The organism is Gammaproteobacteria bacterium (assembly GCA_015709695.1).
Lineage (GTDB): Bacteria > Pseudomonadota > Gammaproteobacteria > Steroidobacterales.
Genome location: CP054183.1, coordinates 1,916,546 through 1,938,488 on the forward strand (window position 1 = coordinate 1,916,546; position 21,943 = coordinate 1,938,488).

23 protein-coding genes are annotated in these 21,943 nt (G+C 69.8%); 7 read left to right on the forward strand and 16 right to left on the reverse strand.

Annotated features, from left to right (window positions below):
- The first annotated feature begins 9 nt into the window (after positions 1–9).
- Entirely contained in the window at positions 10–663 is a 654-nt protein-coding gene (locus HRU81_08975; protein ID QOJ32221.1) for an NAD(P)H-dependent oxidoreductase, read from the forward strand.
- A 260-nt stretch (positions 664–923) separates the two neighbouring features.
- Here the strand turns inward: HRU81_08975 and HRU81_08980 are convergent, their stop codons facing one another.
- Entirely contained in the window at positions 924–1,718 is a 795-nt protein-coding gene (locus HRU81_08980; GenBank protein ID QOJ32222.1) for an SDR family oxidoreductase, read from the reverse strand.
- 136 nt (positions 1,719–1,854) lie between these two features.
- Here HRU81_08980 and HRU81_08985 point away from each other — a divergent pair, with 136 nt between their 5' ends.
- Positions 1,855–2,901 carry a dihydrodipicolinate reductase gene (locus HRU81_08985; protein QOJ32223.1) on the forward strand — a complete coding sequence of 349 codons (1,047 nt, stop codon included), beginning with the start codon at positions 1,855–1,857 and terminating at the stop codon, positions 2,899–2,901.
- Here HRU81_08985 and HRU81_08990 read toward each other — a convergent pair.
- Genes HRU81_08990 through HRU81_09010 form a run of 5 tightly spaced genes read right to left on the reverse strand, consistent with a single transcriptional unit; the run spans position 2,887 to position 5,621 of the window.
- Entirely contained in the window at positions 2,887–4,263 is a 1,377-nt protein-coding gene (locus HRU81_08990; protein QOJ32224.1) for an MFS transporter, read from the reverse strand. The genes HRU81_08985 and HRU81_08990 overlap by 15 nt on opposite strands.
- 5 nt (positions 4,264–4,268) lie before the next feature.
- Positions 4,269–4,550 (reverse strand): peptidylprolyl isomerase, encoded by a 282-nt coding sequence (locus tag HRU81_08995; GenBank protein ID QOJ32225.1) that lies wholly within the window; start codon positions 4,548–4,550, stop codon positions 4,269–4,271.
- Between the two features lie 31 nt (positions 4,551–4,581).
- Positions 4,582–4,875, reverse strand: a complete 294-nt coding sequence (locus HRU81_09000; protein QOJ32226.1) for a hypothetical protein — start codon at positions 4,873–4,875, stop codon at positions 4,582–4,584.
- On the reverse strand, positions 4,872–5,246 hold the full coding sequence (locus HRU81_09005; protein QOJ32227.1) for a phage holin family protein: 375 nt from the start codon (positions 5,244–5,246) through the stop codon (positions 4,872–4,874). The genes HRU81_09000 and HRU81_09005 overlap by 4 nt, the downstream gene beginning before the upstream one ends.
- A gap of 9 nt (positions 5,247–5,255) precedes the next feature.
- Positions 5,256–5,621 (reverse strand): translation initiation factor Sui1, encoded by a 366-nt coding sequence (locus HRU81_09010; protein QOJ32228.1) that lies wholly within the window; start codon positions 5,619–5,621, stop codon positions 5,256–5,258.
- Positions 5,622–5,736: 115 nt separating this feature from the next.
- Between HRU81_09010 and HRU81_09015 the strand changes: the two genes are divergently transcribed.
- Together HRU81_09015 and HRU81_09020 are read left to right on the forward strand one after the other, a co-directional pair.
- Positions 5,737–6,642 carry a hypothetical protein gene (locus HRU81_09015; protein ID QOJ32229.1) on the forward strand — a complete coding sequence of 302 codons (906 nt, stop codon included), beginning with the start codon at positions 5,737–5,739 and terminating at the stop codon, positions 6,640–6,642.
- Positions 6,643–6,803: 161 nt separating this feature from the next.
- Positions 6,804–7,040, forward strand: coding sequence for a hypothetical protein (locus HRU81_09020; GenBank protein QOJ32230.1), 237 nt, complete (start codon positions 6,804–6,806; stop codon positions 7,038–7,040).
- On the opposite strand, the gene pgl is transcribed toward HRU81_09020, so the two are convergent.
- From pgl to HRU81_09040, 4 genes are read right to left on the reverse strand one after another with little or no spacing between them, the layout of a single operon-like run.
- A complete protein-coding gene (gene pgl / locus HRU81_09025; GenBank protein QOJ32231.1) occupies positions 7,021–7,722 on the reverse strand; it encodes a 6-phosphogluconolactonase in 702 nt (233 codons plus the stop codon). The genes HRU81_09020 and pgl overlap by 20 nt on opposite strands.
- 8 nt (positions 7,723–7,730) lie before the next feature.
- Entirely contained in the window at positions 7,731–9,131 is a 1,401-nt protein-coding gene (gene zwf / locus HRU81_09030) for a glucose-6-phosphate dehydrogenase (protein ID QOJ32232.1), read from the reverse strand.
- A complete protein-coding gene (gnd, locus tag HRU81_09035; protein ID QOJ32233.1) occupies positions 9,128–10,117 on the reverse strand; it encodes a decarboxylating 6-phosphogluconate dehydrogenase in 990 nt (329 codons plus the stop codon). Before gnd ends, zwf begins: the two co-directional genes overlap by 4 nt.
- 17 nt (positions 10,118–10,134) lie before the next feature.
- Positions 10,135–10,830, reverse strand: coding sequence for a VIT1/CCC1 transporter family protein (locus HRU81_09040; GenBank protein QOJ32234.1), 696 nt, complete (start codon positions 10,828–10,830; stop codon positions 10,135–10,137).
- Positions 10,831–11,122: 292 nt separating this feature from the next.
- On the opposite strand from HRU81_09040, the gene HRU81_09045 reads away from it, so the two are divergent.
- The gene (locus tag HRU81_09045; GenBank protein ID QOJ32235.1) at positions 11,123–12,103 is read left to right on the forward strand and encodes a hypothetical protein; all 981 of its coding nucleotides are present in this window, start codon (positions 11,123–11,125) and stop codon (positions 12,101–12,103) included.
- A 9-nt stretch (positions 12,104–12,112) separates the two neighbouring features.
- Here HRU81_09045 and HRU81_09050 read toward each other — a convergent pair whose 3' ends face one another.
- Together HRU81_09050 and HRU81_09055 are read right to left on the reverse strand one after the other, a co-directional pair.
- Entirely contained in the window at positions 12,113–13,117 is a 1,005-nt protein-coding gene (locus HRU81_09050) for an alpha/beta hydrolase (GenBank protein ID QOJ32236.1), read from the reverse strand.
- Positions 13,114–14,055, reverse strand: a complete 942-nt coding sequence (locus HRU81_09055; protein ID QOJ32237.1) for an alpha/beta hydrolase — start codon at positions 14,053–14,055, stop codon at positions 13,114–13,116. The genes HRU81_09050 and HRU81_09055 overlap by 4 nt, the downstream gene beginning before the upstream one ends.
- 175 nt (positions 14,056–14,230) lie before the next feature.
- On the opposite strand from HRU81_09055, the gene HRU81_09060 reads away from it, so the two are divergent.
- Complete coding sequence (locus HRU81_09060) at positions 14,231–16,555, forward strand: TonB-dependent receptor (protein ID QOJ32238.1); 2,325 nt, start codon at positions 14,231–14,233, stop codon at positions 16,553–16,555.
- Positions 16,556–16,580: 25 nt separating this feature from the next.
- On the opposite strand, the gene HRU81_09065 is transcribed toward HRU81_09060, so the two are convergent.
- Positions 16,581–17,681 (reverse strand): hypothetical protein, encoded by a 1,101-nt coding sequence (locus tag HRU81_09065; GenBank protein QOJ33355.1) that lies wholly within the window; start codon positions 17,679–17,681, stop codon positions 16,581–16,583.
- Positions 17,681–18,001, reverse strand: coding sequence for a metal-sulfur cluster assembly factor (locus HRU81_09070; protein ID QOJ32239.1), 321 nt, complete (start codon positions 17,999–18,001; stop codon positions 17,681–17,683). The genes HRU81_09065 and HRU81_09070 overlap by 1 nt, the downstream gene beginning before the upstream one ends.
- 159 nt (positions 18,002–18,160) lie before the next feature.
- Here HRU81_09070 and HRU81_09075 point away from each other — a divergent pair, with 159 nt between their 5' ends.
- Positions 18,161–18,928, forward strand: a complete 768-nt coding sequence (locus tag HRU81_09075; protein QOJ32240.1) for a phytanoyl-CoA dioxygenase family protein — start codon at positions 18,161–18,163, stop codon at positions 18,926–18,928.
- 478 nt (positions 18,929–19,406) lie between these two features.
- Here HRU81_09075 and HRU81_09080 read toward each other — a convergent pair whose 3' ends face one another.
- Both HRU81_09080 and HRU81_09085 read right to left on the reverse strand, forming a co-directional pair.
- Complete coding sequence (locus HRU81_09080; GenBank protein QOJ32241.1) at positions 19,407–19,811, reverse strand: hemerythrin family protein; 405 nt, start codon at positions 19,809–19,811, stop codon at positions 19,407–19,409.
- A 16-nt stretch (positions 19,812–19,827) separates the two neighbouring features.
- Positions 19,828–21,915: a hydrogenase iron-sulfur subunit gene (locus HRU81_09085; GenBank protein ID QOJ32242.1), complete on the reverse strand. Its 2,088-nt coding sequence runs from the start codon at positions 21,913–21,915 to the stop codon at positions 19,828–19,830.
- Positions 21,916–21,943: the final 28 nt, after the last annotated feature.

Below are 21,943 nucleotides of genomic sequence, written 5' to 3' on the forward strand. Positions count from 1 at the left end.
GCCGGGCGCGTGGCGAAGCTGCTGCACATCGAGGCGAGCCCGCGGGGCGCGGAGTCGTTCTCCTCGCGCGCCGCGGCAGCCTTCGTCGACGAGTACCGGCGCAGCCACCCGCAGGACGAGATCGAACAGCTGCGCCTGTTCGAGCATGCCTTGCCGGACTTCGACGCCGAGGCCGCCGCGCAGAAGATGCAGCACATCGCGCAGCTGATGCGCGGCGAGCAGGGCGTGGAGCCGGTCGGCAAGTGGGCTGGCGTCGTCGCCGAGATCGAGCGGCTGAAGGCGGCCGACAAGGTGCTGATTTCCACGCCGATGTGGAACTTTTCCCTGCCCTACCGGCTCAAGCATTACCTGGACGTCATCCTGCAGCCGGGGCTCACCTTCTACGTCAACCGGCAAGGCGAGTACGTCGGCAAGCTGCGCGGCAAGCCCCTGCAGCTGATCATCGCCAGCGGCAGCGCCTACGCGCCGGGATTCCCCCGTGCCGATGGCGGCACCAAGACCGATTTCCTGCAGGCCTACCTGCTGCATGTCGGGCGCTGGTTGGGCTTCGAGGACATCCGCGTGATCCGCATCCAGCCGACGGCCCATCCGGTACCCGGCGAGGTGGACGCGCTGATGCAGGGCGGCATCGAGGAGGCACGCGCGGCGGCGCGCTCGTTCTAGTCGCCGCGGCGGCAACATGACGGACAACACGCGGCCACAGATGCCCGCCGCGACGGTCGAGACGCTGGCCCGGTCGGTGTTCGAGCAGGCGGCGCTCTACGGCTTCACCCGCATCGACCAGGTGCGCCTCGCCAGTGCCCTGCTGTCGCTGTGCAATGCCAGCGGATCGGCGGCTGCTGCGCCCGACGAGCCGCCCCAGGCCGTACCGGCCGGGACGGCGCGCGCCACGGCGCCGTGCGCTGCGCGCTGCTGCGCGAGGCCTATCTCGCCTTGCCCGAACCGTCGCCACCTGGCTGACGCGAACGGCCGCGCCCCGCCTGCACCGCGGTGCCGCCATCGATCGTCAGCGTTTCCCCGGTGATCCAGGCAGCAGCATCGCTCGCCAGGAACAGGGCGCTGCGCGCGACATCCACTGGTTCGCCCAGCCTCTGCAGCGGCAGACGCGCCGCGAAACGCTCGCCGCGCCCGCCCTCCCAGGCACTGGCCGACATCCCGGTCCTGACGAGGCCAGGCGCCAGGGCGTTCACCCGCACGCCCGGACCGAGTTCCGCGGCCAGCACCCGCGTGAGATGGATCAGCGCGGCCTTGCTGGCACTGTAGGCGCCGATATCCGGGTAGAGCATCAGGCCGCCGAGCGAGGCCATGTTGAGGATGACGCCGCCGTGCTCCTTCATGGCGGCGCGCCAGGCGCACTGGCTCCACACCAGGGGTGCGCGCAGGTTCAGGCGCATCACCGCATCGAAGTCGTCGAGCGGCATGTCGATCAGCGCGCCATCCTGCGGATTGACTGCGGCGTTGTTGACGAGGATATCAAGCCGGCCCCAGCGCCGCAGCACGTCGTCGACGACACGCGCCGCCGCCGCGTCGTCGCCCGCGTCAGCGGCTATGGCCAGCACATCCGCCCCGAGCGAATTCCGTGCAGCAGCGAGCGGCTCCTGCCGTCGCCCGACAATGGCCACCCGGGCGCCGGCCGCGAGGAACTCCCTGGCGGTGGCCAGCCCGATCCCCGCCGAGCCACCGACGATCAGCGCCGTGCGTCCGCTCAAGTCACCCATGGATCGCCTCCAGCAGCCGCGACATGTGCCCCGGACGATAGGAAGCCACGGCGCTGATTGTCAATCGATTTGACAACGGCCATGGTGCCCGGCATGTTTCCGGAGGCTGGCGTGCAGCCTGGCTGGAGCAGCCACCATGACGTACCGGATCATCCAGTGGGCCACCGGCGCCATCGGCAAGACCTGCCTGCGCCAGGTCATCGACCACCCGGACCTGGAGCTGGCGGGCCTGCTCGTCTACTCGGAGGCCAAGGATGGCAAGGATGCCGGCGAGATTGCCCGCCGGCCGCCGACCGGCATCCGCGCCACCCGCTCGGTCGAGGACATCATCGCGACCCCGGCGGATGTCGTGCTGTACACGCCGCTGAACGCAGCCGACTCGCTCGATGTCCACGACGAGAACATCATCCGCCTCCTGCGCTCCGGCAAGAACGTCATCACCACCACCGCCCACACCTATCCGCTGGCGCACGGCGCGGCCTACGCCGGGCGCTTCGAGGACGCCTGCCGGCAGGGCCGCTCGACCCTGTTCGGCACCGGCATCAATCCGGGATTCATGGCCGAGCGGCTGTCGGTGGCGCTGACCACGGCCTGCACGCGGGTCGACCGCGTGATCTTCACGGAGATCTACGACGTCTCCGCCGTGCGCTCCCCCGGCTTCCTCTTCGAACTGATGGGCATCGGCCGACCGCCTGGCGCCTTCCGCACGGAGACCGGCATCCAGCGGGTATTCCGCCACATCTTCACCGAGGTGGTTGCCTACGTCGGTCACGCGCTGCGGGTCGAATTCGACGATATCGTTCCCGACCACGAGTTCGGCATAGCCGATCATGACGTCACCCTGCCTGCCGGCGTCGCGCCGGCAGGCGGCGTCGTCAACTTCCGCTGGCGCTGGCATGGCCGCAGGAACGGCGTGCCGTTCTTCACCACCGAGATGCTGTGGATCGCCGACCGCTCGCTGCCCGGATGGGACCACGGCGATGGCTGGAACATCCGCATCCGCGGCGCACCGGGCATCGACGTGCGCATCGACCTCGTGGAGCCGGAGGGCATGCCCGACCGCTCGAAGGCGATGCAGTATGCCGTCGCGGGCCCCGTGATCCGCGCGATACCGGAGGTGGTTCGCGCCGCGCCCGGCATCCTCCTGCCGCCGACCTTTGCCGCCTGGTCACCGCGCCTGTAAGGCCGCGTCCGCCAGCGAGCGGCAGCTGCGGCGAAAGGGTGCGCGCACTGCCAGGAAACACAGCCCGGCGAGCAGGAAGGCCGTGCCCGGGACGATCGCCAGGGCGCTGCCGACCGCGTCCGGATGGCCGAACACCCGGTCCGTGACCAGGGCCACGGCAGTCGGCCCGAGACCGATGCCGAGCACGCTGGTGACGAAGAAGAACACCGCCGTGGACTGGCCCCGCAGGCGGTTGGGCGTGATGTCGAGCAGCGCCGCACCGGCACAGCCGATGACCATGAAGGCGCCGAACATCGCCAGCGTGAAGCCGGCGGCGATCGCCGCCGGTGACGACTGCAGCGGGTACCAGGCCGCGCCCGTGGCACCACAGACCATGGCCAGCACCGCGGCGTCGAGCCGGCCGGACTCGCGCCCGCGGCGCAGGAGCCAGTCGCTGAACGCGCCACCGGCCACCACGCCAAGGGTGCCGGCGACGAGCACGCAACTGCCGATCATCGTGCCGGCCTGGGCCGGCCCCCAGTCATGCACGCGCATCAGCATGGCCGGTGCCCAGGACAGGATGCCGTAGGCCGCCATGGCCGAGAGGCCCATGGCGAGATGGTGCAGGCTGATGGTCGTCGCGTGTCGCCGGAAGTGGCCGATCACCTCGGGCAGCGGCATCGCCACGGTGCCCGCAGCGGATGCGGGCCGCTCATCACGACGTGCCGGCTCGGGGATCAGCATCACCAGCCCCGCCACCAGCAGGCCGGGCAGGCCGACATAGAGGAAGGTCAGCTGCCAGGGCTGCAGGACGCCGATCCACGGCAGCGACCGTGCACCGGCTCCTTCGATGGCACCGATGGCCAGGCCACCGACGATCAACGCCAGGCCAGCGCCGATCGAACTGCCTGCCGAGAAGATGCCGAGCGCCATGCCGCGCCGCTCCGGCGCAAACAGGTCGCCGAGCAGCGAGTAGGCCGCCGGACCCAGGGCCGCCTCGCCGAGGCCGACGCCGGCCCGGGCGAGGAACAGCTGCCAGTAATGCTGCACGACGCCGCATATGGCCGTCATCAGGCTCCAGGACAGGATGCCGATCGCGATGATCGCGGTGCGACGACCGACATCGACCAGCCGGCCGATGGGGATGCCGGCCAGCGTGTAGAACACCGCGAACGACAGGCCCTGCAGCAGGCTCACCTGCAGGTCGGTCAGTTGCAGATCCTGCTTGATCGGCTCGACCAGCAGGCTGAGGATCAGTCGATCGACGAACGACAGCGCATACGCCACCATGAGGACCGCCAGGGCAAACCAGGCTGTCGACGGCTTGGGCTCGCTGTATTCCAGGCGATTCTCCCGCGGAATGGCCGGCTGCCGCGCCGCCATGCCGCTCAGTCGCTGCGGCGGGTGATCTCGATGAGGTGATAGCCGAACTGCGTCTTCACCGGCCCGTGGACACGGCCGACTTCGGCGCTGAACACGACCTGGTCGAACTCGGGCACCATCTCGCCCGGCCGGAAGCTGCCAAGGTCGCCGCCTTCGCTGCCCGACGGACACAGCGACCGGGCCCGGGCCACGGTCGCGAAATCCTGCCCGGCCTCGATGTCCTCGCGGAGCTTCCGGCAGGTGGCCTCGTCGGCGACGAGGATGTGGCGTGCGCTGGCGGTCTTCATGCGGGATTCCTCCGGTGCAATCGGGCGGCGGTCAGCCTGGGTCCGCGAAGTCGTGCTTGCAGGCAGGACAGGCGGTGCCCTTGAAAAGCGGGCCATAGACGCTGGCATCGAGGGCCGCCTGCCAGAACCAGCGGCTGCCGCAATCAGGGCAGCGCACCGCCAGCAGCGTGAAGGCATAGCCGACGCAGGCGACGATCGTGCCGACGGTCCACGACATGCCGCTGGCCTCGAACAGCGGCGCGATGCTGCCGACGAGCAATCCGGCCACGCCGACGGCGAGTTTCCAGTACTGGCTGGTCAGGCTGAGGACGGAACCTGTGCTCATCGGCGGTCTATCGTCACCTGGATGCCGCCCCGTGGACCGAACAGTGCCGAACCGATGCCACTGACGATGCTGACGATCAGCGCACCCCAGACCGCATCCCAGAAACCAGTGATGCCGAAGCCGGGCAGCAAGGCCGCGACCAGCGCCAGCATGATGCCGTTGACCACCAGCAGGAACAGCCCGAGCGTGATGAGGGTGATGGGCAGCGTGAGGATCACCACCAGCGGCCGGACCAGGCCGTTGATGATGCCGAGGAGGATGGCGGCGAGAATCAGCCAGCCGCCAGAGTCGAAGTGCAGCCCGGGCAGCAGGCTGCTCGCCAGCCACAGGCCCAGCGAGGCGATGGCGGCACGGAGGAAGAAATGCGTCATGGGCGGATGCTACCCTCCCGCACGCTTCACCGTCCAACCGCGCTGCGACAACAGCGGGACCAGCAGGTCACGGTGATCCCCCTGGATCTCGATGGTGCCCTCGCGCAGGGTGCCACCCGAACCGCAGCGCTTCTTCAGCTCTGCCGCGAGCACCCGCAGCCCGGCATCGTCCAGCGGCAGGCCGGTGATCACCGTGACGCCCTTGCCCTTGCGGCCCTGTGTCTGGCGCGACACCCGGACCACGCCGTCGCCGGCCGGTCGCGACACTCCCTGCCCGCAGGCGCACTGCGCCAGCGGGCGGCCGCAGGCCGGGCACATGCGCCCCTGCCCCGTGGAGTACACCACGCCGCGGAATGTTGCCGACCCTTGTTTCATGCGCTGGCCGCCAGCGTACGTGCACGACAGGGCCGGCGGCAATGGCCACGCATGATTGACGCCACGAGGGAGGCCGGTGTATCAACCATCCCACGGAGGCAATGCAGTGGCAGGCATGACAGCGGGAACAGCACAGGACACGCCGGCGCAACGCGGCACCCTTGGCCGGCTCTACCGGCCGCCGCTGGTGGGCCTGGTGGCACTGGTGGTGGTGATGCTGGCGCTGCCGCTGACACACAGCCTGTCGATGGTGGCACGGCGGCTCGCCGACTTCGTCGATCCGGCCCTGGTGTACCTGCCCATGGGCCTGCTGGCACTGGCACTGCTGGTCTACGGCATCCGCCAGCGCTCGGAGGTCGCCGGAACGCTCATCGGCTTCGCCACCGGCATGCTGGCCTGGACAGGCTGGGCGGCGTATGCCTTCCGTTTCAACGAGATCTCGCTCGGCCTGCCCATGCCGGTGCTGGCGGATGAAACACGCTGGCCGAGCAACCTGCTGTTCATCCAGGGCTCGATCGGCATCTGCATCGTCACCCTGCTGTTCTTCGCGCTGAACCGCGACACCCGCTGCAACGCCTTCCTGTGGCTGCAGCGGCTGTTGCGCATCGATCTCGGCCGGCCCGAATCGGCACAGGGCCGCAACTTCTGCCGCATCACCTTCATCGAGACGGTGTACGTCACCTGGTTCTGCTACGGCGCCGCGCTGTTCCTTGCCGACCCCCGCTTCATCGGCTATTCCAGCCCCGCCAGCTATGTCGTGGTGGGCGGCCTCACCATCTGGGGGCTCTACCTGCTGTGGCGCCTGCTGAAGTTCACCCGCGTCATGGCCGCCATCCGCTATGCGATCCCCACCAAGGCCATACTCTGGATGACCTTCGGCGAATCCCTGCCGAAATACGGCCTCTACGAGGAAGTCTGGCTGCACCCGTTCGACTACCCGCGGGCCATGCTGGCGATCCTCGGCCTCTTCGCCGCCCTGTTCGTCATCACCATTTTCCTTCCGCAGCGACGCCAGGCCTGAGCGCGCAGGCGGGCGCATTATGTCCCCGGGAGGCCGCGTCGCATCCGGCGCGCGGTTTCGCTGCGGATAATGCCGCGTGGGTCCGCGTTTATGTCCGGTGGCGGCGGCATCGCCGCACGACGGCTCCTATCATCGGCCCTGTCGTTGTGTGGAGGGCTGCGATGGCGGATGCAATCTTCGCCACTTATTCCATCGGCATGGCCGGGATGCGCCGCTCGCTGGCCGACCTGCGCCAGCAGGCCCGGACCGTTGCCCATGCCGCGGTGGACGGCGGCGCCGCCGACCTCGGTGGCGCCCTGGTGCGCAGCCGTCAGGCCGAGATGGCGGCCGAAGCCAACGCCAATGCCGTGAAGCGCGCCGACCAGGCACGCGGTACCGTCATCGACCTGCTGGCCTGAGCGGCCTCGCCGCCGCATCGGCGAACACCGTCGCGTCCTTGCGCGCGACCATCGCGGCGGGCATGCCGGACGTCCCGCCCTCCAGCTCCGCCAGCACACCCGCCTTCCCGGCGCCGATGACCAGCCAGACCCGCGCACGCGCTGCGTTGATGACGGGCAGCGTCAGGGTCATGCGCCGGTAGCCGGCGTGGGGGCCGGTCACGGCAACCTCCCGGGCGGTGAGCTGCAGCACGGCGTCACCCGGGAACAGCGAGGCCGTGTGCCCGTCGGCCCCGAGACCGAGATGGACCAGGTCGAGTATCGGCGGGCTGCCTCCCCGCTCCCGCAGTTGCTGCGCGTATGCGGCAGCAGCCGCGGCCGGTTCAGCGTCTGTCACCGGCATCGGGTGCAGGTTCGCCGCGGGCAGCGGTCCCTCCGCCACCAGCGCGCGCTGCAGGGCGGTGAGGTTGCGCGCCGTGTCGCCATCGGGCGCCATGCGCTCGTCGACCTGGAAAACCGCCACCCGCGACCAGTCGAGGACCTGGCGTGCCAGCGCAGCGAGCAGCGGAAGCGCCGAATGGCCACCGCTCAGCGCCAGCGTGGCCCGCCCCCGGGCCACGAGCGCCGCGGCCAGGCTCTGGGCAATGAATTCCGCGGCGCCTGCGGCAGCGGCTTCAGGCGATGGCCCGGCAACCACCCGCATCGGCGTGCTCAGCCCCGCGGGCCAGCGCCGTCTGCGGGCGGGTCGTACCAGCCGCCGAAGGGCGCCACCATGCGGTCGGCCTCACGCGGGCCCCAGCTGCCCGGCTCGTAGCGATAGACCGGGCCGTCATGGTTGACGATGGGATCGACGATGGCCCACGCCGCCTCCACGCCGTCCTCGCGGGCGAACAGCGTGGCGTCGCCCGCCATGGCATCGCCTATCAGCCTCTCGTAGGCCTCGCGCGCTTCCGGCGAGGAATTGCAGACATAGAGCTCCACCTCCTCGCCCGCCATGCGTTCGCCCGGCGCCTTGGCACGGGCCCCGGCGGCGATGGCCACCTTGTCCGGACCGAGCCGGAAGCGGAAGTAGTTCGACTGCGGCGGCACGGGCTCGTCGAACACCTGCTGGGGCGGTGCCTTGAGGATCACCATGACTTCGGTCGCCGTCACCGGCAGGCATTTTCCCGCGCGGATGAAGAACGGCACACCCTGCCAGCGCCAGGAATCGAGGTGCAGCTGCAGGGCCGCGAAGGTTTCCACCTCGGAATCCGGCGCCACACCCTTTTCCTCGCGATAGCCGCGGAACTGGCCGCGCACCAGGCTCTGCCCGCTGAACGGGCTGATGGCACGCAGCACCTTGATGCGCTCGTCGCGCTGCGCCTCGCCCCAGTAGCCGACCGGCGGGTCCATCGCCAGGCTCGCCACGACCTCCAGCAGGTGGTTCTGCACCACGTCGCGGATCGCGCCCACCTCGTCGTAGAAGCGCCCACGGCCCTCCATGCCAAGCGTCTCGGCCATGGTGATCTGCACGCTCTCCACGTAGTTGCGGTTCCAGATCGGCTCGAGGAAGGAGTTGGCGAAGCGGAAATACAGCAGGTTCTGCACCGGTTCCTTGCCGAGGAAATGGTCGATGCGGAATATGGAGGCTTCCGGCAGCACCTCGTGCAGGGTGCGGTTGAGCTCGCGCGCGCTGGCCAGGTCCCGGCCGAAGGGCTTTTCCACCACCACGCGCGCGCCGGCCGCACAGCCGCTGGCGCCGAGGAACTTCACCACCGGGCCGAACAGGCTTGGCGGGATCGCCAGGTAGAACAGCGGCCTCTGCGCACCGGCCAGGCTCTCGCGCACGCGCGAGAACGTCGCGGCATCGTTGTAGTCGCCATCAACGTAGCGCAGCAGGGAGAGGAGCTTCGTGGCCTCGGGAGAATCGGCCTCCCCGGTACGCTGCACCAGGCTGTCGCGGACGCGCTCGCGGAACTGCCCGAGGTCCCAGCCGGAGCGCGACACGCCCACCACCGGCACATCGAGCGCACCGCGTCGCACCAGCCCCTTCAACGCCGGGTAGATCTTGCGATGCGCCAGATCACCCGTCGCGCCCAGCAGCACCAGCGCATCACTGCGGGGAACGCTCACTGGCCGGGCTCCCTGTGGCCACCGAACTGCTGGCGCATGGCCGACAGCAGGCGGTTGGCGAAGTCGGATTCGCCGCGGGAATCGAAGCGCGAGTACAGCGCGGCGGACAGCACCGGCACGGGAGTCGCCGTGTCGATGGCCGCCTTCAGCGTCCAGCGTCCTTCACCGGAGTCGGCAACACGTCCGTGGAAACCGGCGAGCTTCGGGTCGGCCGCGAGGGCAGCCGCCGTCAGGTCCAGCAGCCAGGAGGACACCACGCTGCCACGACGCCAGAGTTCGGCGATGGCCGGCAGGTCAAGGTCGTAGCGGTAGCGCGCCGCGTTGTCTGGCAAGGCATCGCCCGTCCCGGCGTTGGCATGCCGGAACAGGTTGAAGCCCTCGGCATAGGCCGCCATCATCCCGTACTCGATGCCGTTGTGGACCATCTTCACGAAGTGGCCTGCGCCGGACGGGCCGCAGTGGAGATAGCCTTCGCTGGCCGTGCTGCCGGCGGCCGGCGGCGCGGCTGGCACCACCTCGCCGCGGCCGGGTGCCAGTGCACGGAACAGCGGCTCGAGGCGGCGCACGACGGCAACGGGGCCACCAATCATCAGGCAATAGCCGCGCTCCAGGCCCCAGACGCCGCCGCTGGTGCCGACGTCGATGTAGTCGATGCCGCGGGGGCCGAGCTCGCCGGAGCGGCGGATGGCATGCTCGAAGGGCGAGTTGCCGCCATCGATGATGCAATCCCCAGGCTGCAGCAGCGGCGCGAGTTCGTCCACCACGCCCTGCACCGCATTCACCGGCACCATGATCCACACGGCTCGCGGCGGCGCCAGCCGCTGCAGCAGCTCGGGCAGCGAGGCGGCAGCGGTGGCACCCTCGCGGGCCAGCTCGGCAGCCGGTCCCGGATTCCGGTCCGTGACCACGCAGGCGTGGCCTGCACGCAGCAGCCGCTGCACCATGTTCCGGCCCATGCGGCCAAGGCCGATCATCCCGAGTTGCATCCTCGCTCCTTCCCGTGTCAGCCGACGAGGTCGAACAGGCGCCCGACCCCCGCAGTCAGCGCCATGGCGATGGCGCCCCAGAATGTCACGCGCAGGGCGCCGCGCAGCGGTGCCGCGCCGCCCGCCCAGGCCGCGGTGGCACCCAGCAGCAGCAAGGCCGCCAGCGTGACCACGACGATGGCGATCCCTGCCCGGGACGTCGGCGCGAGCACGGCCGCGAGGAGGGGCAGCAACGCTCCCAGCGCGAAGGCCAGTGCCGAGGCCAGTGCGGCCTGGGCAGGCCGGGCGCGCAGGGTCTCGGTGATGCCCAGTTCGTCCCGTGCGTGCGCACCCAGTGCATCCACGGAGGTCAGCCTCACGGCGACCTGGCGCGCCAGGGGCTCGTCGAGTCCCCTGCTCACGTAGATCTCGGTGAGCTCGTCGAGTTCATGGGCCGGATCCTCGATCAGCTCACGGCGTTCGCGCTCGAGGTCGGCATGTTCGGTGTCGGCCTGCGATTTGACGGACACGTACTCGCCCGCCGCCATCGACATGGCGCCAGCCGCCAGCCCGGCCATCCCCGCCAGCAGCACCGTCGCCGGGTCCGCACCCCCGGCCGCGACACCGACCACGAGGCTCGCCACCGACACGACGCCGTCATTCGCCCCGAGCACGGCCGCGCGCAGCCAGCCGACGCGGTCCGCGCGATGCCTCTCGATGTGTACGGAGCGCATGGCGCCGCCCTGCAACCAGATACCGATGGATGCCGGGATTCTACACTGCCCCCCTGCGTCAGCCGCCTATGCGGCAGCGACGCGGCATGACGCCACACGGGATCACCAGCCGGTTGTTGCCCACTCTTTCCAGTCATTTGTTTTCCTATTTGAAATCCATAGCTTGGGTGATCTTTCTCTGAAGCGTCGCACACATCGAAATGCTGCGCTTTACGCAGCCGCAACGCAGGAATAGAGTCGATACCACAGGCTGCCCGGGCCACCGGCCCGGAGCTCGCGCGGGAGAACAACAATGAATGCCCTCGCACCGTTACTTCGCCTCGCCACCCTCGTCCTCTGCGCCGGCTGCTGGCTCGCGACACCGGCCCATGCCGTCGTCGTCACCGCCACGCAGAACACTCAGCAGCTCCTCGACGCCCTGCTGGGCGGCGGTGGCTCGGGCATCGTCGTCACCAGCATCAGCCTCAACGGCAACCGGGACAGCTTCGCCATTCCCGACGAACCGCCGCTCGAGATCCTGTCCTCCGGCACCTACGCCAATGCCAGCGGCACCTATGGCATCGGCGCCGGCGTCGTGCTCAGCACCGGCAGCGTCAGCACCGTGGGGTCGTCGCTCACGGGTACGCTGGCAACGGGATACGCCGATGGACCGAATGCGGAAGGCGGCACCACCTGGGCCTACGGCGGGGTTTTCCCCCCTGACCCCAACAACCCAGAAATCGGTGTGCCGGCAACCCCCGGGCAGGAGGACCTGCTCGATCCGATCACCGACCGGCCCGACCTCGATCCACCGGACAACACCTTCGATCACTTCGACGTCACCGAGCTGATCATCCACTTCGACATGCAGCCGGGCTACGACCACGTGGCCTTCAACGTGGTGTTTGGCTCCGAGGAATGGCCCGAGTACGTGGACTCGCCCTACATCGACGGCTTCGGCCTGTTCCTCAACGGCACCAATATCGCCATCACCGGCGGCAGGCCGGTCAATATCCGCCATCCCGACATGGCGTACATCGCCGGCACCGAACTCGATGCGGTGCTGGCGCCGGGTGGCAATCCGCTGCTCACCTTCGGCGGCACGGTGAATGCAACCGGCAACACGCTGCGCTTCATCGTCGCCGACACCTCCGACGCGGCCCTCGACACCACCGTGTACTTCTCGAACCTGGCCGGGGTACCAGCCATACCGTTGCCAGCCGCCGGCTGGCTGGCAGCGGCGGCGCTGCTCGCCTGTGCTCCGCGAATCCGGCGACGGGTGACGGCCGGCTGAGCCGCCGGCCTAGCGGTCCACGCCCTGCGCCGCGACATCGGCGATCGCCGCGCGGTCGCCCGACAGGAACGCCAGCAGGTCGCGCGCCACCACGGCGGGTTCCTCGATGTAGGCGTAGTGGCCGAGTCCCGGATACTTGCGGATCATCGCCGTGGTGCCCGTGAGCCAGTAGGCAAACACCTCGGCCTCGAGGTGGGTCAGCGTGCGGTTGTCCAGGCCCCAGAGCACCAGCGTCGGCGCCCGGACCTGCGCCAGCACCGCCTGGGGATCGCCGGTCCGGAACGCCGCGAGGTATCGCATGCCGATATCGCGCCAGCCGCTGCGCCGGTTCATGTCGCAGGTCATCTGCACCAGCTCCGGCGACGGCCGGTGCGGCGGCACGAAGTTCGCGCCGAGCGACCGCTCCCAGAAGGAACAGGGCCGCCAGCGTGTCTGGAACCAGCCAAGGATGCCCCCAGGCGGCGGCTTGTTGGGGTTGCTGGCGGGCGTGCGCGGCAGCCCGGCGGAATTGATCAGCACCAGGCGTTCGATCCGCTCCGGATGGGCCGCGGCGTAGCGGAACGCCGTGACGCCGCCGGAGGAAGTGCCGACCACCGCAAAGCGCTCCAGGCCAAGGTGGGCCAGCACGCCCTCCATGAGTTCCATGTTGCGCTCGATGCCGTAGCGTCCGCCGGGATCGTCGCCCGTGAGGCCGGCACCGGACAGGTCGAGGCGGATCACCTGGAACCGGTCATCGAGGATATCGGCCAGTGCGTCCCAGCTTCGCAGGCTCAGCCAGGACGCATGCAGCAGCACCACGGGCGGCCCCGTGCCGCTGGCGATGTAGTGCACCCGCACGCCGTCGACATCGAGGAACCGGGATTGCGGCAGGCGGTAGCGTGCCTCCAGCTCGTTCATCGGCAGTTCCAGCCATCCATGGCTGATCGCCCAGGCGAACAGGCCCACCGCAGCCATGGCGAGCGCCAGCAGGCCGGCGAGTCCGCCCAGCAAGCGGCGCCGGCTGCCGGGCATCATGGCTGCGGCATCCCGGTGGCGGCGTAGGCCCGGCGGGCAAAGGTGGCCACGTCGCGATCGAAGGCGGCAGGTTGCTCCGCGAACGTCGCATGGCCCGCACCGGCGTAGACGCGCACCTCGGCCGCGGGCAGGCCTGCGGCCACCGCCTCGACCTGCGCCGGCGGCGCAACGGCATCCGCGCTGCCGACGATGAACAGCAACGGCAGCCTGAGCCGCGCGGCGAGGTCGGTGTTGTCGAGGTTCCAGCCGCTCATGTGCCGGCGCACGTAGGCCGGGAGCATCAGCGTGCTGGCCGACATGACGCGGGCGATGTCCTCCGGCAGCGGCTGCGCAGCCATCCGGCCCGGGGCCTGCCGGGCCTGGGCGATGGCCTGGTCGATGTCCAGCGGATAGGCGGCCGCGGCGGAACGGCCGGTCGCCAGCCTTGCCTCGAGGCCCGGATCGATTTCCGCGGTCGCCAGCCCGCCGTGGGATCCGGCCAGCACCAGGCCCGCGACGGCAGCCACGCCCTGCACCCGCAGGTAGTCCATGGCCCAGTAACCACCGGCCGACCAGCCGACGATGACCACCGGCCGGGTCACGCCGCTGGCGTGCAGGACGGCGGCGAGATCCCCGGCCCAGGGCGCCGGACCGGCATAGGCCGCGTCGGTCCAGGGCTTGCCCGAGCAGCCGTGGCCACGCATGTCGGGCGCGATCAGCCGGAAGTCGCGGGCCAGCTCGCCACCGAACTGGCGCGCGAACACGGCATGTGACTGCCCGAATCCATGCAGCAGGAGAAGCACCGGACCCTGCGGGTCACCGGCTTCGGCCACGCAGATCGGCACACCGTCCGTGCCCGCCACCAGCCTGGTCTGCGGACCGGCCCCGGCCGCCGTCGCCGCCAGCAGCACAGCCAGCAGGGCGGACGCAAAGCAATGCGGGCGGGCGAATGCGGGCATGCGCTGCCTCCGGGCTGCGAATCGACCGGCGCAGGGTTGCCCAGTTTGTGCGGCATGTCCAGCCGGGTAGTGCCTGCCCCGCTGGCGGGTCATCATCGGGTGGGGACATTCCACGGTTGCGGCGAACCGGTTGCGCAGCGGATCATGGCGGCCGGTTTTCGGGGGGAGGTTGCACATGTTGCTGACCGTCTTCGCGGCCGCTGCCGCGGCGCTCGGCACCCAGGCGGTCACCGGGCTGCCCGCCCCTGCCTCGCACGCTGCGGAGATGCCGGAGATCATCGTCACGGCACGCAAGCGCGAGGAGAACATCCTCGAAGTCCCGGTCGCCATCACTGCCTTCCCTGCCAGCAGCATCGAAGCACTGGGCCTGGCGGATCTCGGCGACATTGCGCGCTTCACCCCGGGCTTCGCGCTGAACTCCGCAACCGGCCGCCAGCCGGCCTCCTACCGGCCGGTGTTCCGCGGCGTCACCACCATGCGCAACGGCGTCGCCAACTCCAACGCCGGCAACACCTTCGTCGACGGCGTCTACGTCGGCGCGGCGCTGCTCACCACGGACCTCGACAACCTCGAGCGCGTGGAGATCCTGCGCGGCCCGCAGTCGGCGCAGTTCGGCCGCAACACCTATGTCGGTGCGGTGAACTACGTGACACGCAAGCCGTCCGCGCAGCTCGAAGGCCAGCTGAAGGCGGGCATTGCCGAGCACGACAGCCGGGATTTCTCGGGCTGGGTCAGCGGCCCGCTCGGCACGCAACGCCTGCGATACTCCCTCGGCGCCGGGCACCACGAGTACGGTGGCGAGTGGACCAACCAGCGCGATGACAGCGACATCGGCGGCGAAGTATCCGACGAGGTCTCGGCGAAGCTGCTGTTCGAGGCCGCCGAAGGGCTGGAGATCACGCTGAAGCTGGGCTGGCAGGGCACGGACGACGACCACTACGCCATGTACCTGCAGCCTTCCACGCTGAACAACTGCTGCTTCCGCTCGGCCGAGGCGCCACGGGCGCGCGAATACTTCGTCGGCAAGGCCATGCCCGAGGACCAGGTCAACCTCTATACGGACCTGCTGGAGCAGCACGGCGGTGCCGGCACCGAACTCGACCGGCGGCTGGGCAGCCTCGCGGTGGACTGGCAGCTGGCCGGTTTCACCCTCACCAGTCTCACCGGCTTCATCCGCGACGAGTACAGCCAGGGGTACGACACCTCGCAGGCGGGCTACGACCCGAGCGTGCCGCGCACCTTCACCTGCGCCACGCCGATGCCACCGTTCCTGCCGCCGCGTGGCAGTTTCCTGCTGCACGAGCGCATGGATTACGACGACTTCTCGCAGGAGATCAGGCTGTCGTCGGATGCCGCGGGCCCGCTGCGCTTCACCGCCGGCGCCTATTACTACAAGGGCGAAGCCGAAGTCGCGGCGCGCGATCGCATCGATCCCTGCATCAACGAGGCATTCGCCGTGGATCGGGAGCGCGACGAGGTCGAGAACCGCGCGGTGTTCGGCGCGCTTGCCTGGGACTTCGCCGAGCGCTGGACGGCCGGCGTCGAGTTGCGCTGGGCGGAGGACAAGGTGACCGTCACCAACCTGCCGGTGAACGCGCCGTCCGCCCGCTACCGCACGGTGCCGGAGAACATCACGCCGCGCTTCACCCTGGACTGGCGGCCGCTGGACTCGACGACCTACTACATCAACGTCTCCAAGGGCACCAAGCCGCCTGACTTCAACCCGCGCGTACCGGACGAACGCTACCGCGCCGTGGACGAGGAAAGCGCCTGGAACTACGAGATCGGCATGAAGGCGCTGCTGCCGGAGCAGGGCCTGAGCCTGGCACTGGCCGCCTACCGGCTCGACGTGGAGAACCAGCAGGTCACCGAGCTGCTGGAGATACCGGGTGTGGGCACCGCCTCCATCCTCACCAACGCCGGGCGCACCCGGGTCTGGGGCCTGGAAGCCGAGGCCAGCGCCGCGCTCGGCGAGAACCTCACGTTGCGCGGGACGTACAGCTGGACCGACTCCGAGATCAGGGAGTGGACCAGCCAGGAAGAGGCCGACCTGCGCGGCAGCGATGGCAGCTTCGCCGAGAACGAGGCGCTCGGCAGCGTGGCCGGCCATGATTCGCCGCGCGTGCCGAAGCACATGGCCTCGCTGGTGCTGCGCTACCAGCGCCCGCTGACGCCGACGCTGGACTGGTACGGGAGCGTCGACTACAGCTTCGAATCGTCCCGGTATGCCGCCGAGGACAACCTCATCGAAACCGGCGACCGCAGCCTGGTCGGCCTGCGTGCCGGCCTGATCCGCGAGCGCTGGGATTTTTCCTTCTGGGCGAAGAACCTGCTCGATGACGACACGCCGGTGGACGTCCTGCGCTTCTTCGATGGCCGCTACGAGACCTTGCCCCCATACCCGTACCAGGGCTCGCGGCCGAGCAGCACGCCACGCGGCTTCGCGATCCCGCTGCCACGCGGCCGGCAACTGGGCGCCACCGTCTCCTACCGTTTCTGAGCGGGGCGCAAGCCGTCATCCGCGCTCAGCGCGGCGCGACCTGTCCCGGGCGGATCCCGCGCGCACCGGCGAGCAGCAGCGTCAGCACGAACAGCAGCAGCGCCACCGCAGTGAGCAGGCCGCCGCCGGCGCGGGCCCCGAAGGAACCGGCGAGATCGCCACCGATGCGCAGGGCCACCGAGAGATGCAGCAACACCAGCGGCAGGTAGAACGCGGCGCCGTAGGACAGGCGCAGGCCGAGTACCGCCGGAATGATGATCAGCGCATGGCCGAACACCATCGACAGAACGAAGCCGATCAGCACGGCATGCAGGCCGGCGTCGTAGCCCGGGCTGCCCGGTAGCAGCCCGCCATCCAGCAGCAGGATCACCGCGCCGATGCCCAGCCAGGCATAGCCCAGCAACAGGCAGGCGGCGATGAAGCGCGTCAGGCCGCGCTCGCGGATGGTGCGTCGCGCGATGTCCTGGCGCAGCAGCCAGGCCGCCAGCGCCAGCAGGGCGAAGGCGAACCCGGCCCCACCCACACCCACACCGGCTGCGACCGCCACGGCCCCGGCCAGCAGCAGCACGGCAATGCCGGCGAACACACGCCGGGCCCGCGGCGAGGGTGGCAGGAAGCGCGACAGCTCGAGCCGCTCGCCGGCGATGGTGAGCACCAGGAAGGCCACCCATAGCGGCACGACCGCGGGCACCGGCCATCCGGCCAGTTCCAGCGCGCTGCCGGCCGCCCAGGCCGCGGCACCGGCGAACAGTGTCAGCGTGAACAGCGCGGGCTGGCGCAGACAGACCTGCAGGCTCGCCGCGGAGAGCAGCACACCGCCTGCCAGCATCAAGGCTGGCGCCAGCGGCGCCCCGGCACCAGCCAGCAGCGCCAGGCCACCGAGCCCGGCGGACAGCGGCGCCAGGTAGGCCCAGCGCATGCCCAGCGCCACGGCACGCTCCAGGCTGATGACCGTGCCGAAGAAGCCGCAGATCATCAGCGGCCCGTGGTCCAGCACGGTCGCCGCGCCGGGCGCGGGCAGCGCCCAGCCCAGGCGGACCAGGCCCGCCTCGATGCCGGCGGCCAGCGAGAGCATGCCGAGGACCAGCAGTGGAACCCGCCAGCCCCGCCCCAGGTCCCGCGTCATCACCAGCCGAAGTGCTGGCGTGCCTGCCCGCTCATCATCGACGGCTCCCAGGGCGGCTCCCAGACCAGCCGGGTGGCGATGTCGGTGCCGGGCGGCAGCGCCGCCGCGAGCACGCCACGGATGTCGTCCTCGATCATCGCGCTCATCGGGCAGGAGGGCGTCGTCATGGTGAAGTCGACCTCGACGCGGTTGCCGGCGAAGCGGATGTCGTAGACGAGCCCGAGCTCGACGATGTCCAGGCCCACCTCCGGATCGACCACCTGCCTGAGCGACTGGCGCAGTGACTCGGCGGTTGGAGTACCGGCCGGTTGATCGGGCATCCTGGCACCATGACAGGGGGTCAGCTGGAACGGGTCCGAGGATAGCATGCCGGCCCCGGGCCGGAACCGGCCGTAGGCGGGTGTCGGGCCGCCGTGACAGAACAATAGGTACTTCTACAGCTAGGCCCCTGCCCGCCCGTGGAGGCGACAATGGCGGGCATGGACATCACGGCCCAGGACATCCGCGACTTCAGGCAACGCGGCTATTGCGTGCGTCGCGGCTTTTTCGATGCCGCAGACATGCGCAGCATGTCCGACTACCTCGACAGGTTGCGCAGCAACCCGCCACGCGAAGGCGCCGAGGCCTGCTACTACGAGGAAAGCCCGCTCTCCGGGGAAACGCTGCTGGTGCGGGCCGAGCATATCCTCGGCGACCACAACCCGCAGATGACCCGGCTGATGCTGTCGCCGCGGGTCATGGATGCCCTCGCGGCGCTGCTCGGCGAGCGCGCGGTGCTGTTCAAGGAAAAGGTCAACTTCAAGCTGCCCGGCTGCCGCGCGGACAAGCTTCACCAGGACCAGGCCGCCGGCTGGAATGCCTACGCCGACTTCTTCGTCACCATGGCAATCGTGGTGGACGCCAACCGCAAGGACAACGCCGCCCTGAGCTTCCTTGCCACCGGCAACTACGAGCGCGCGCTCATGGGCCCGGAGTGGCAGCCGCTCACCGAGGCCGATCCGCCCTACGAGCCGGCCGGGGACTACCAGCTGCTGGAGGCCGACCCGGGCGACGTGGTGTTCTTCGATTGCTACGTGCCCCACGGTTCACCGCCGAATACCAGCAATCGCCAGCGGCGCAACATCTACCTGACCTTCAACCGCGAATCGGCCGGCGACCTGCGCCTGCGCTACTACCGCGACAAGTGGGCCAGCTATCCGCCCAATCGGCCCGGGCAGGCGCGCAGCACGGGCAGCTATCGCGTCTGACCGTCCCCCCGTTACGCACAATCCGCTACAGCGCCTTCGGCATCCGCCGGCATAGCGTTGCACCAAAGCCTGGAGATGCTGGATTTCCGGGCGGGAACGGCAAGCAGCCGGGGCATCGCCGACATGCCGACGCGAACAGGAACAAGGGTTTCGGACAGGAGCGCCCGCCGCCGGGCCAGGGCCTGGCGCGGCCTCGGCGGTCCGCTGGCGGGACTGGCGACTGCCCTGCTGCTGGTGCCGGCGATCCTCGTCGCCGCCATCCTCGCGGCGCGCCTCATCGGCCGTGCCGCCCTGGCTGCGCTGCGGTTTCCCGCCGCTGCACCGCCTGCCGTCCCGCTCCCGGCAGCCAGGCCGGTCGCCCGCTATCACCAGTCCGATCGCAGCCTGGTGGCGCAGGCGCGGCGGCCACGCAGCAGCCACCAGCATGCGTCCGCCCTGCGGGACTGGCAGTGCCCCGCCTGCGGGATTGCCTCGCACGCTATCCGGCGCCCGACATTCGATGGTGGAAACGCGCGTCCATCGTCCGGAAGTGCACGCCGAACCATTCGCTGAGGCGCGTGGCGAACCGCTCCTCGACCAGCTCGCCGCCGGCCTCGAAGTCATCCATGATGTCGCGGATGTCATCGAGCAGCAGCTCGTGATCACGCTTGTGCTCGGTGAACTGGTCGTAGCCCTGGTCGCGCATGACACGCTCTTCCAGGGCAAAGTGCGCGGAGACCTTGGCGAACACTTCCCCCAGCAGGTCCGTCACCACCGACCTGTCGCCCGCCGCATCGAGGCTGGCGACCAGCGTGCGGTTGATCCAGGCGATCAGTTCCTGGTGCTCGTGGTCGACATCGGCAATGCCGATCGAGAACTCCGGTCGCCAATCGATGCGGGTCATCTGACGCAACTCGTGCCTATCTGAAGGTGAAGCCGCCCGGCTGCCGGAACTCGACGACCAGGTTCTGGCCAGGGCGAAGGTCGAGGTCCGCGGTGGCGCTGTAGTCGAAACCGGATTCGCGCCCGCTGTCACGGAGCCGGACCACTGCCTGCCTTGGACCAGCGGGGACCGGGAACCGCTCGAACAGGCTGGAGGGACCGTCGTTCCACAGGCCTGCCGGTTCCTCGGTGCCGGCAAACACCGTGCGGCCGTCCAGCTCCAGCTCAATGTATACCGGCCAGCGCCCACGCGCGCAATCCACGGGCCGGCGCATGTTGGGTGGCAGCTTGGCCAGTTCCTCCGGCGTCTGCTTCCGGCACTCCTGCAGGGGACGGCCCGCGTGGCTGAAGGTCAACGTCACCACGGCTTCGTTGTCGCCCCGCAGCGCCACCTCCGGCCTTGCCGAGAGGAAGCCCAGAGGCCACATGGCCGCGGCCAGCAGCAGGGCCTGCAGCGGCCAGCGCAGCCAGCCGGCGAGGCGCCGCGGCGGCGCCTGCCAGGCAGTCTGGACCGCGGCGTCGGCAGGCGCAGGGGTGTGCAAGGCCATGTCGCCGCGCCCGGCCAGCGAACCGATGAACCGTTCGACGGCATCCGCCCTCGCCCCCCGCTGCGCTGCATTCGCCCAGGACAGGGCCACGCGGTCGCGCGGTATGCGCTGGCGCAGGTAGGGATCGCGCGTGGCGGCGACGCGCTGGCTGGTCCATTCCGTCCCGAGGCGCTGGTAACAGCCGACCTCGTGGCAGCCGGCCAGCATCACGCCGGCCGCCATCTTCCGCGTGATCACCAGGTCGATGAACGACGGCGGCACCATGCCCGCGCAGGGCACGTCGACCACGGCCGCCGAGCCGGTCGACGGCTGGGCAACATCCGCCCCGTGCTCGCAGCGGAACACCAGCACGCCGGGCTGGCCGGCGAGATTCTGGCAGGCGCTGGCCACGCGGTCGCGCAGCGCCGCGATGCCATGCTCGGGCAGTTCGATCCCCGGCACCAGCGCCGTGGCGCGCCGGAACGGCGTCGCCGTCGGGCAGGCGCCGGCGCAGATGCCGCAGCTCACGCAGAGATCGGCATCGACGACGGCTTCCTGCGAGAACGGCGCACCGTCGCTGCGCGCCTGCATGGTGATCGCGCTGTACGGGCAGTCATCGAAGCAGCGTGCGCAGCCATTGCAGTTGTCGAGGTGGACCACGGCCGGCGCCGGCCGCCGCAACGGAGGCGCCCAGGGCAGGATGGCCATCAGCACGAGGAAGCCCAGCGAAAGCGCCCAGAGTCCGCCGGCGCCGATGACATCCATCAGCGGGTAGAACGCCAGGTAGAACCAGTCGAGTCCGACCGAGGCGGCCAGCGCGTCGAGATTGGCGGCACCCTGGCTCAGGGCCGGCTCGACCAGCGACAGCGCCACCAGGGCCAGCACGGTGGCAATGCTCAGATTGCGCGCCGGATACACCCTGGCATGGCTGTAGCGCTGGATGTGCACCCACATGAACAGCAGCATCAGCAACGGCGCGGCGATGTGCGCGAAGGCCATGAGCGAGAAGAACCGGCCACTGAGGCCCGCATTGCTGACGAAGTTCCGCGAGATCGGCTCGGCGAAGATCGGCAGCGCATCCAGCCAGCGCGAGGTGGTCAGCGCCACGTACTGGGCCAGCTGGTCCCAGACCATCCAGTAGCCGGTGATGCCGCAGACGTAGATGAAGCCGATCAGCAGCAGGCCCGTCACCCAGGCGAACCAGCGCACGCCACGCAGGCGGTCCATGCCGAACTCGCGCAGCATGTGCACGAATGTCACCACCACCAGCGCGTCCGAGGCATAGCGGTGGATGCTGCGCAGGATGCCGCCAGCCCACCACTGGTCGTGGGTCAGCGCCTCCACCGAGGCATAGGCCTGGGTGACACCGGTATCGAAGAAGATGTAGAGGTAGATGCCGCTGATGGCAATCAGCCAGAACAGCAGCCAGCCCAGGGCACCGAGCTGCACCAGCGGATTGAGCTGCGGGCCGCAGACGGCATCGAGACCGCTTTCCAGGCGTTCGAAGCCGCCACGGATCAGGCGCTTCAGCCCGTTCATGCCAGCACTCCCGATACCGGTGCCTGAC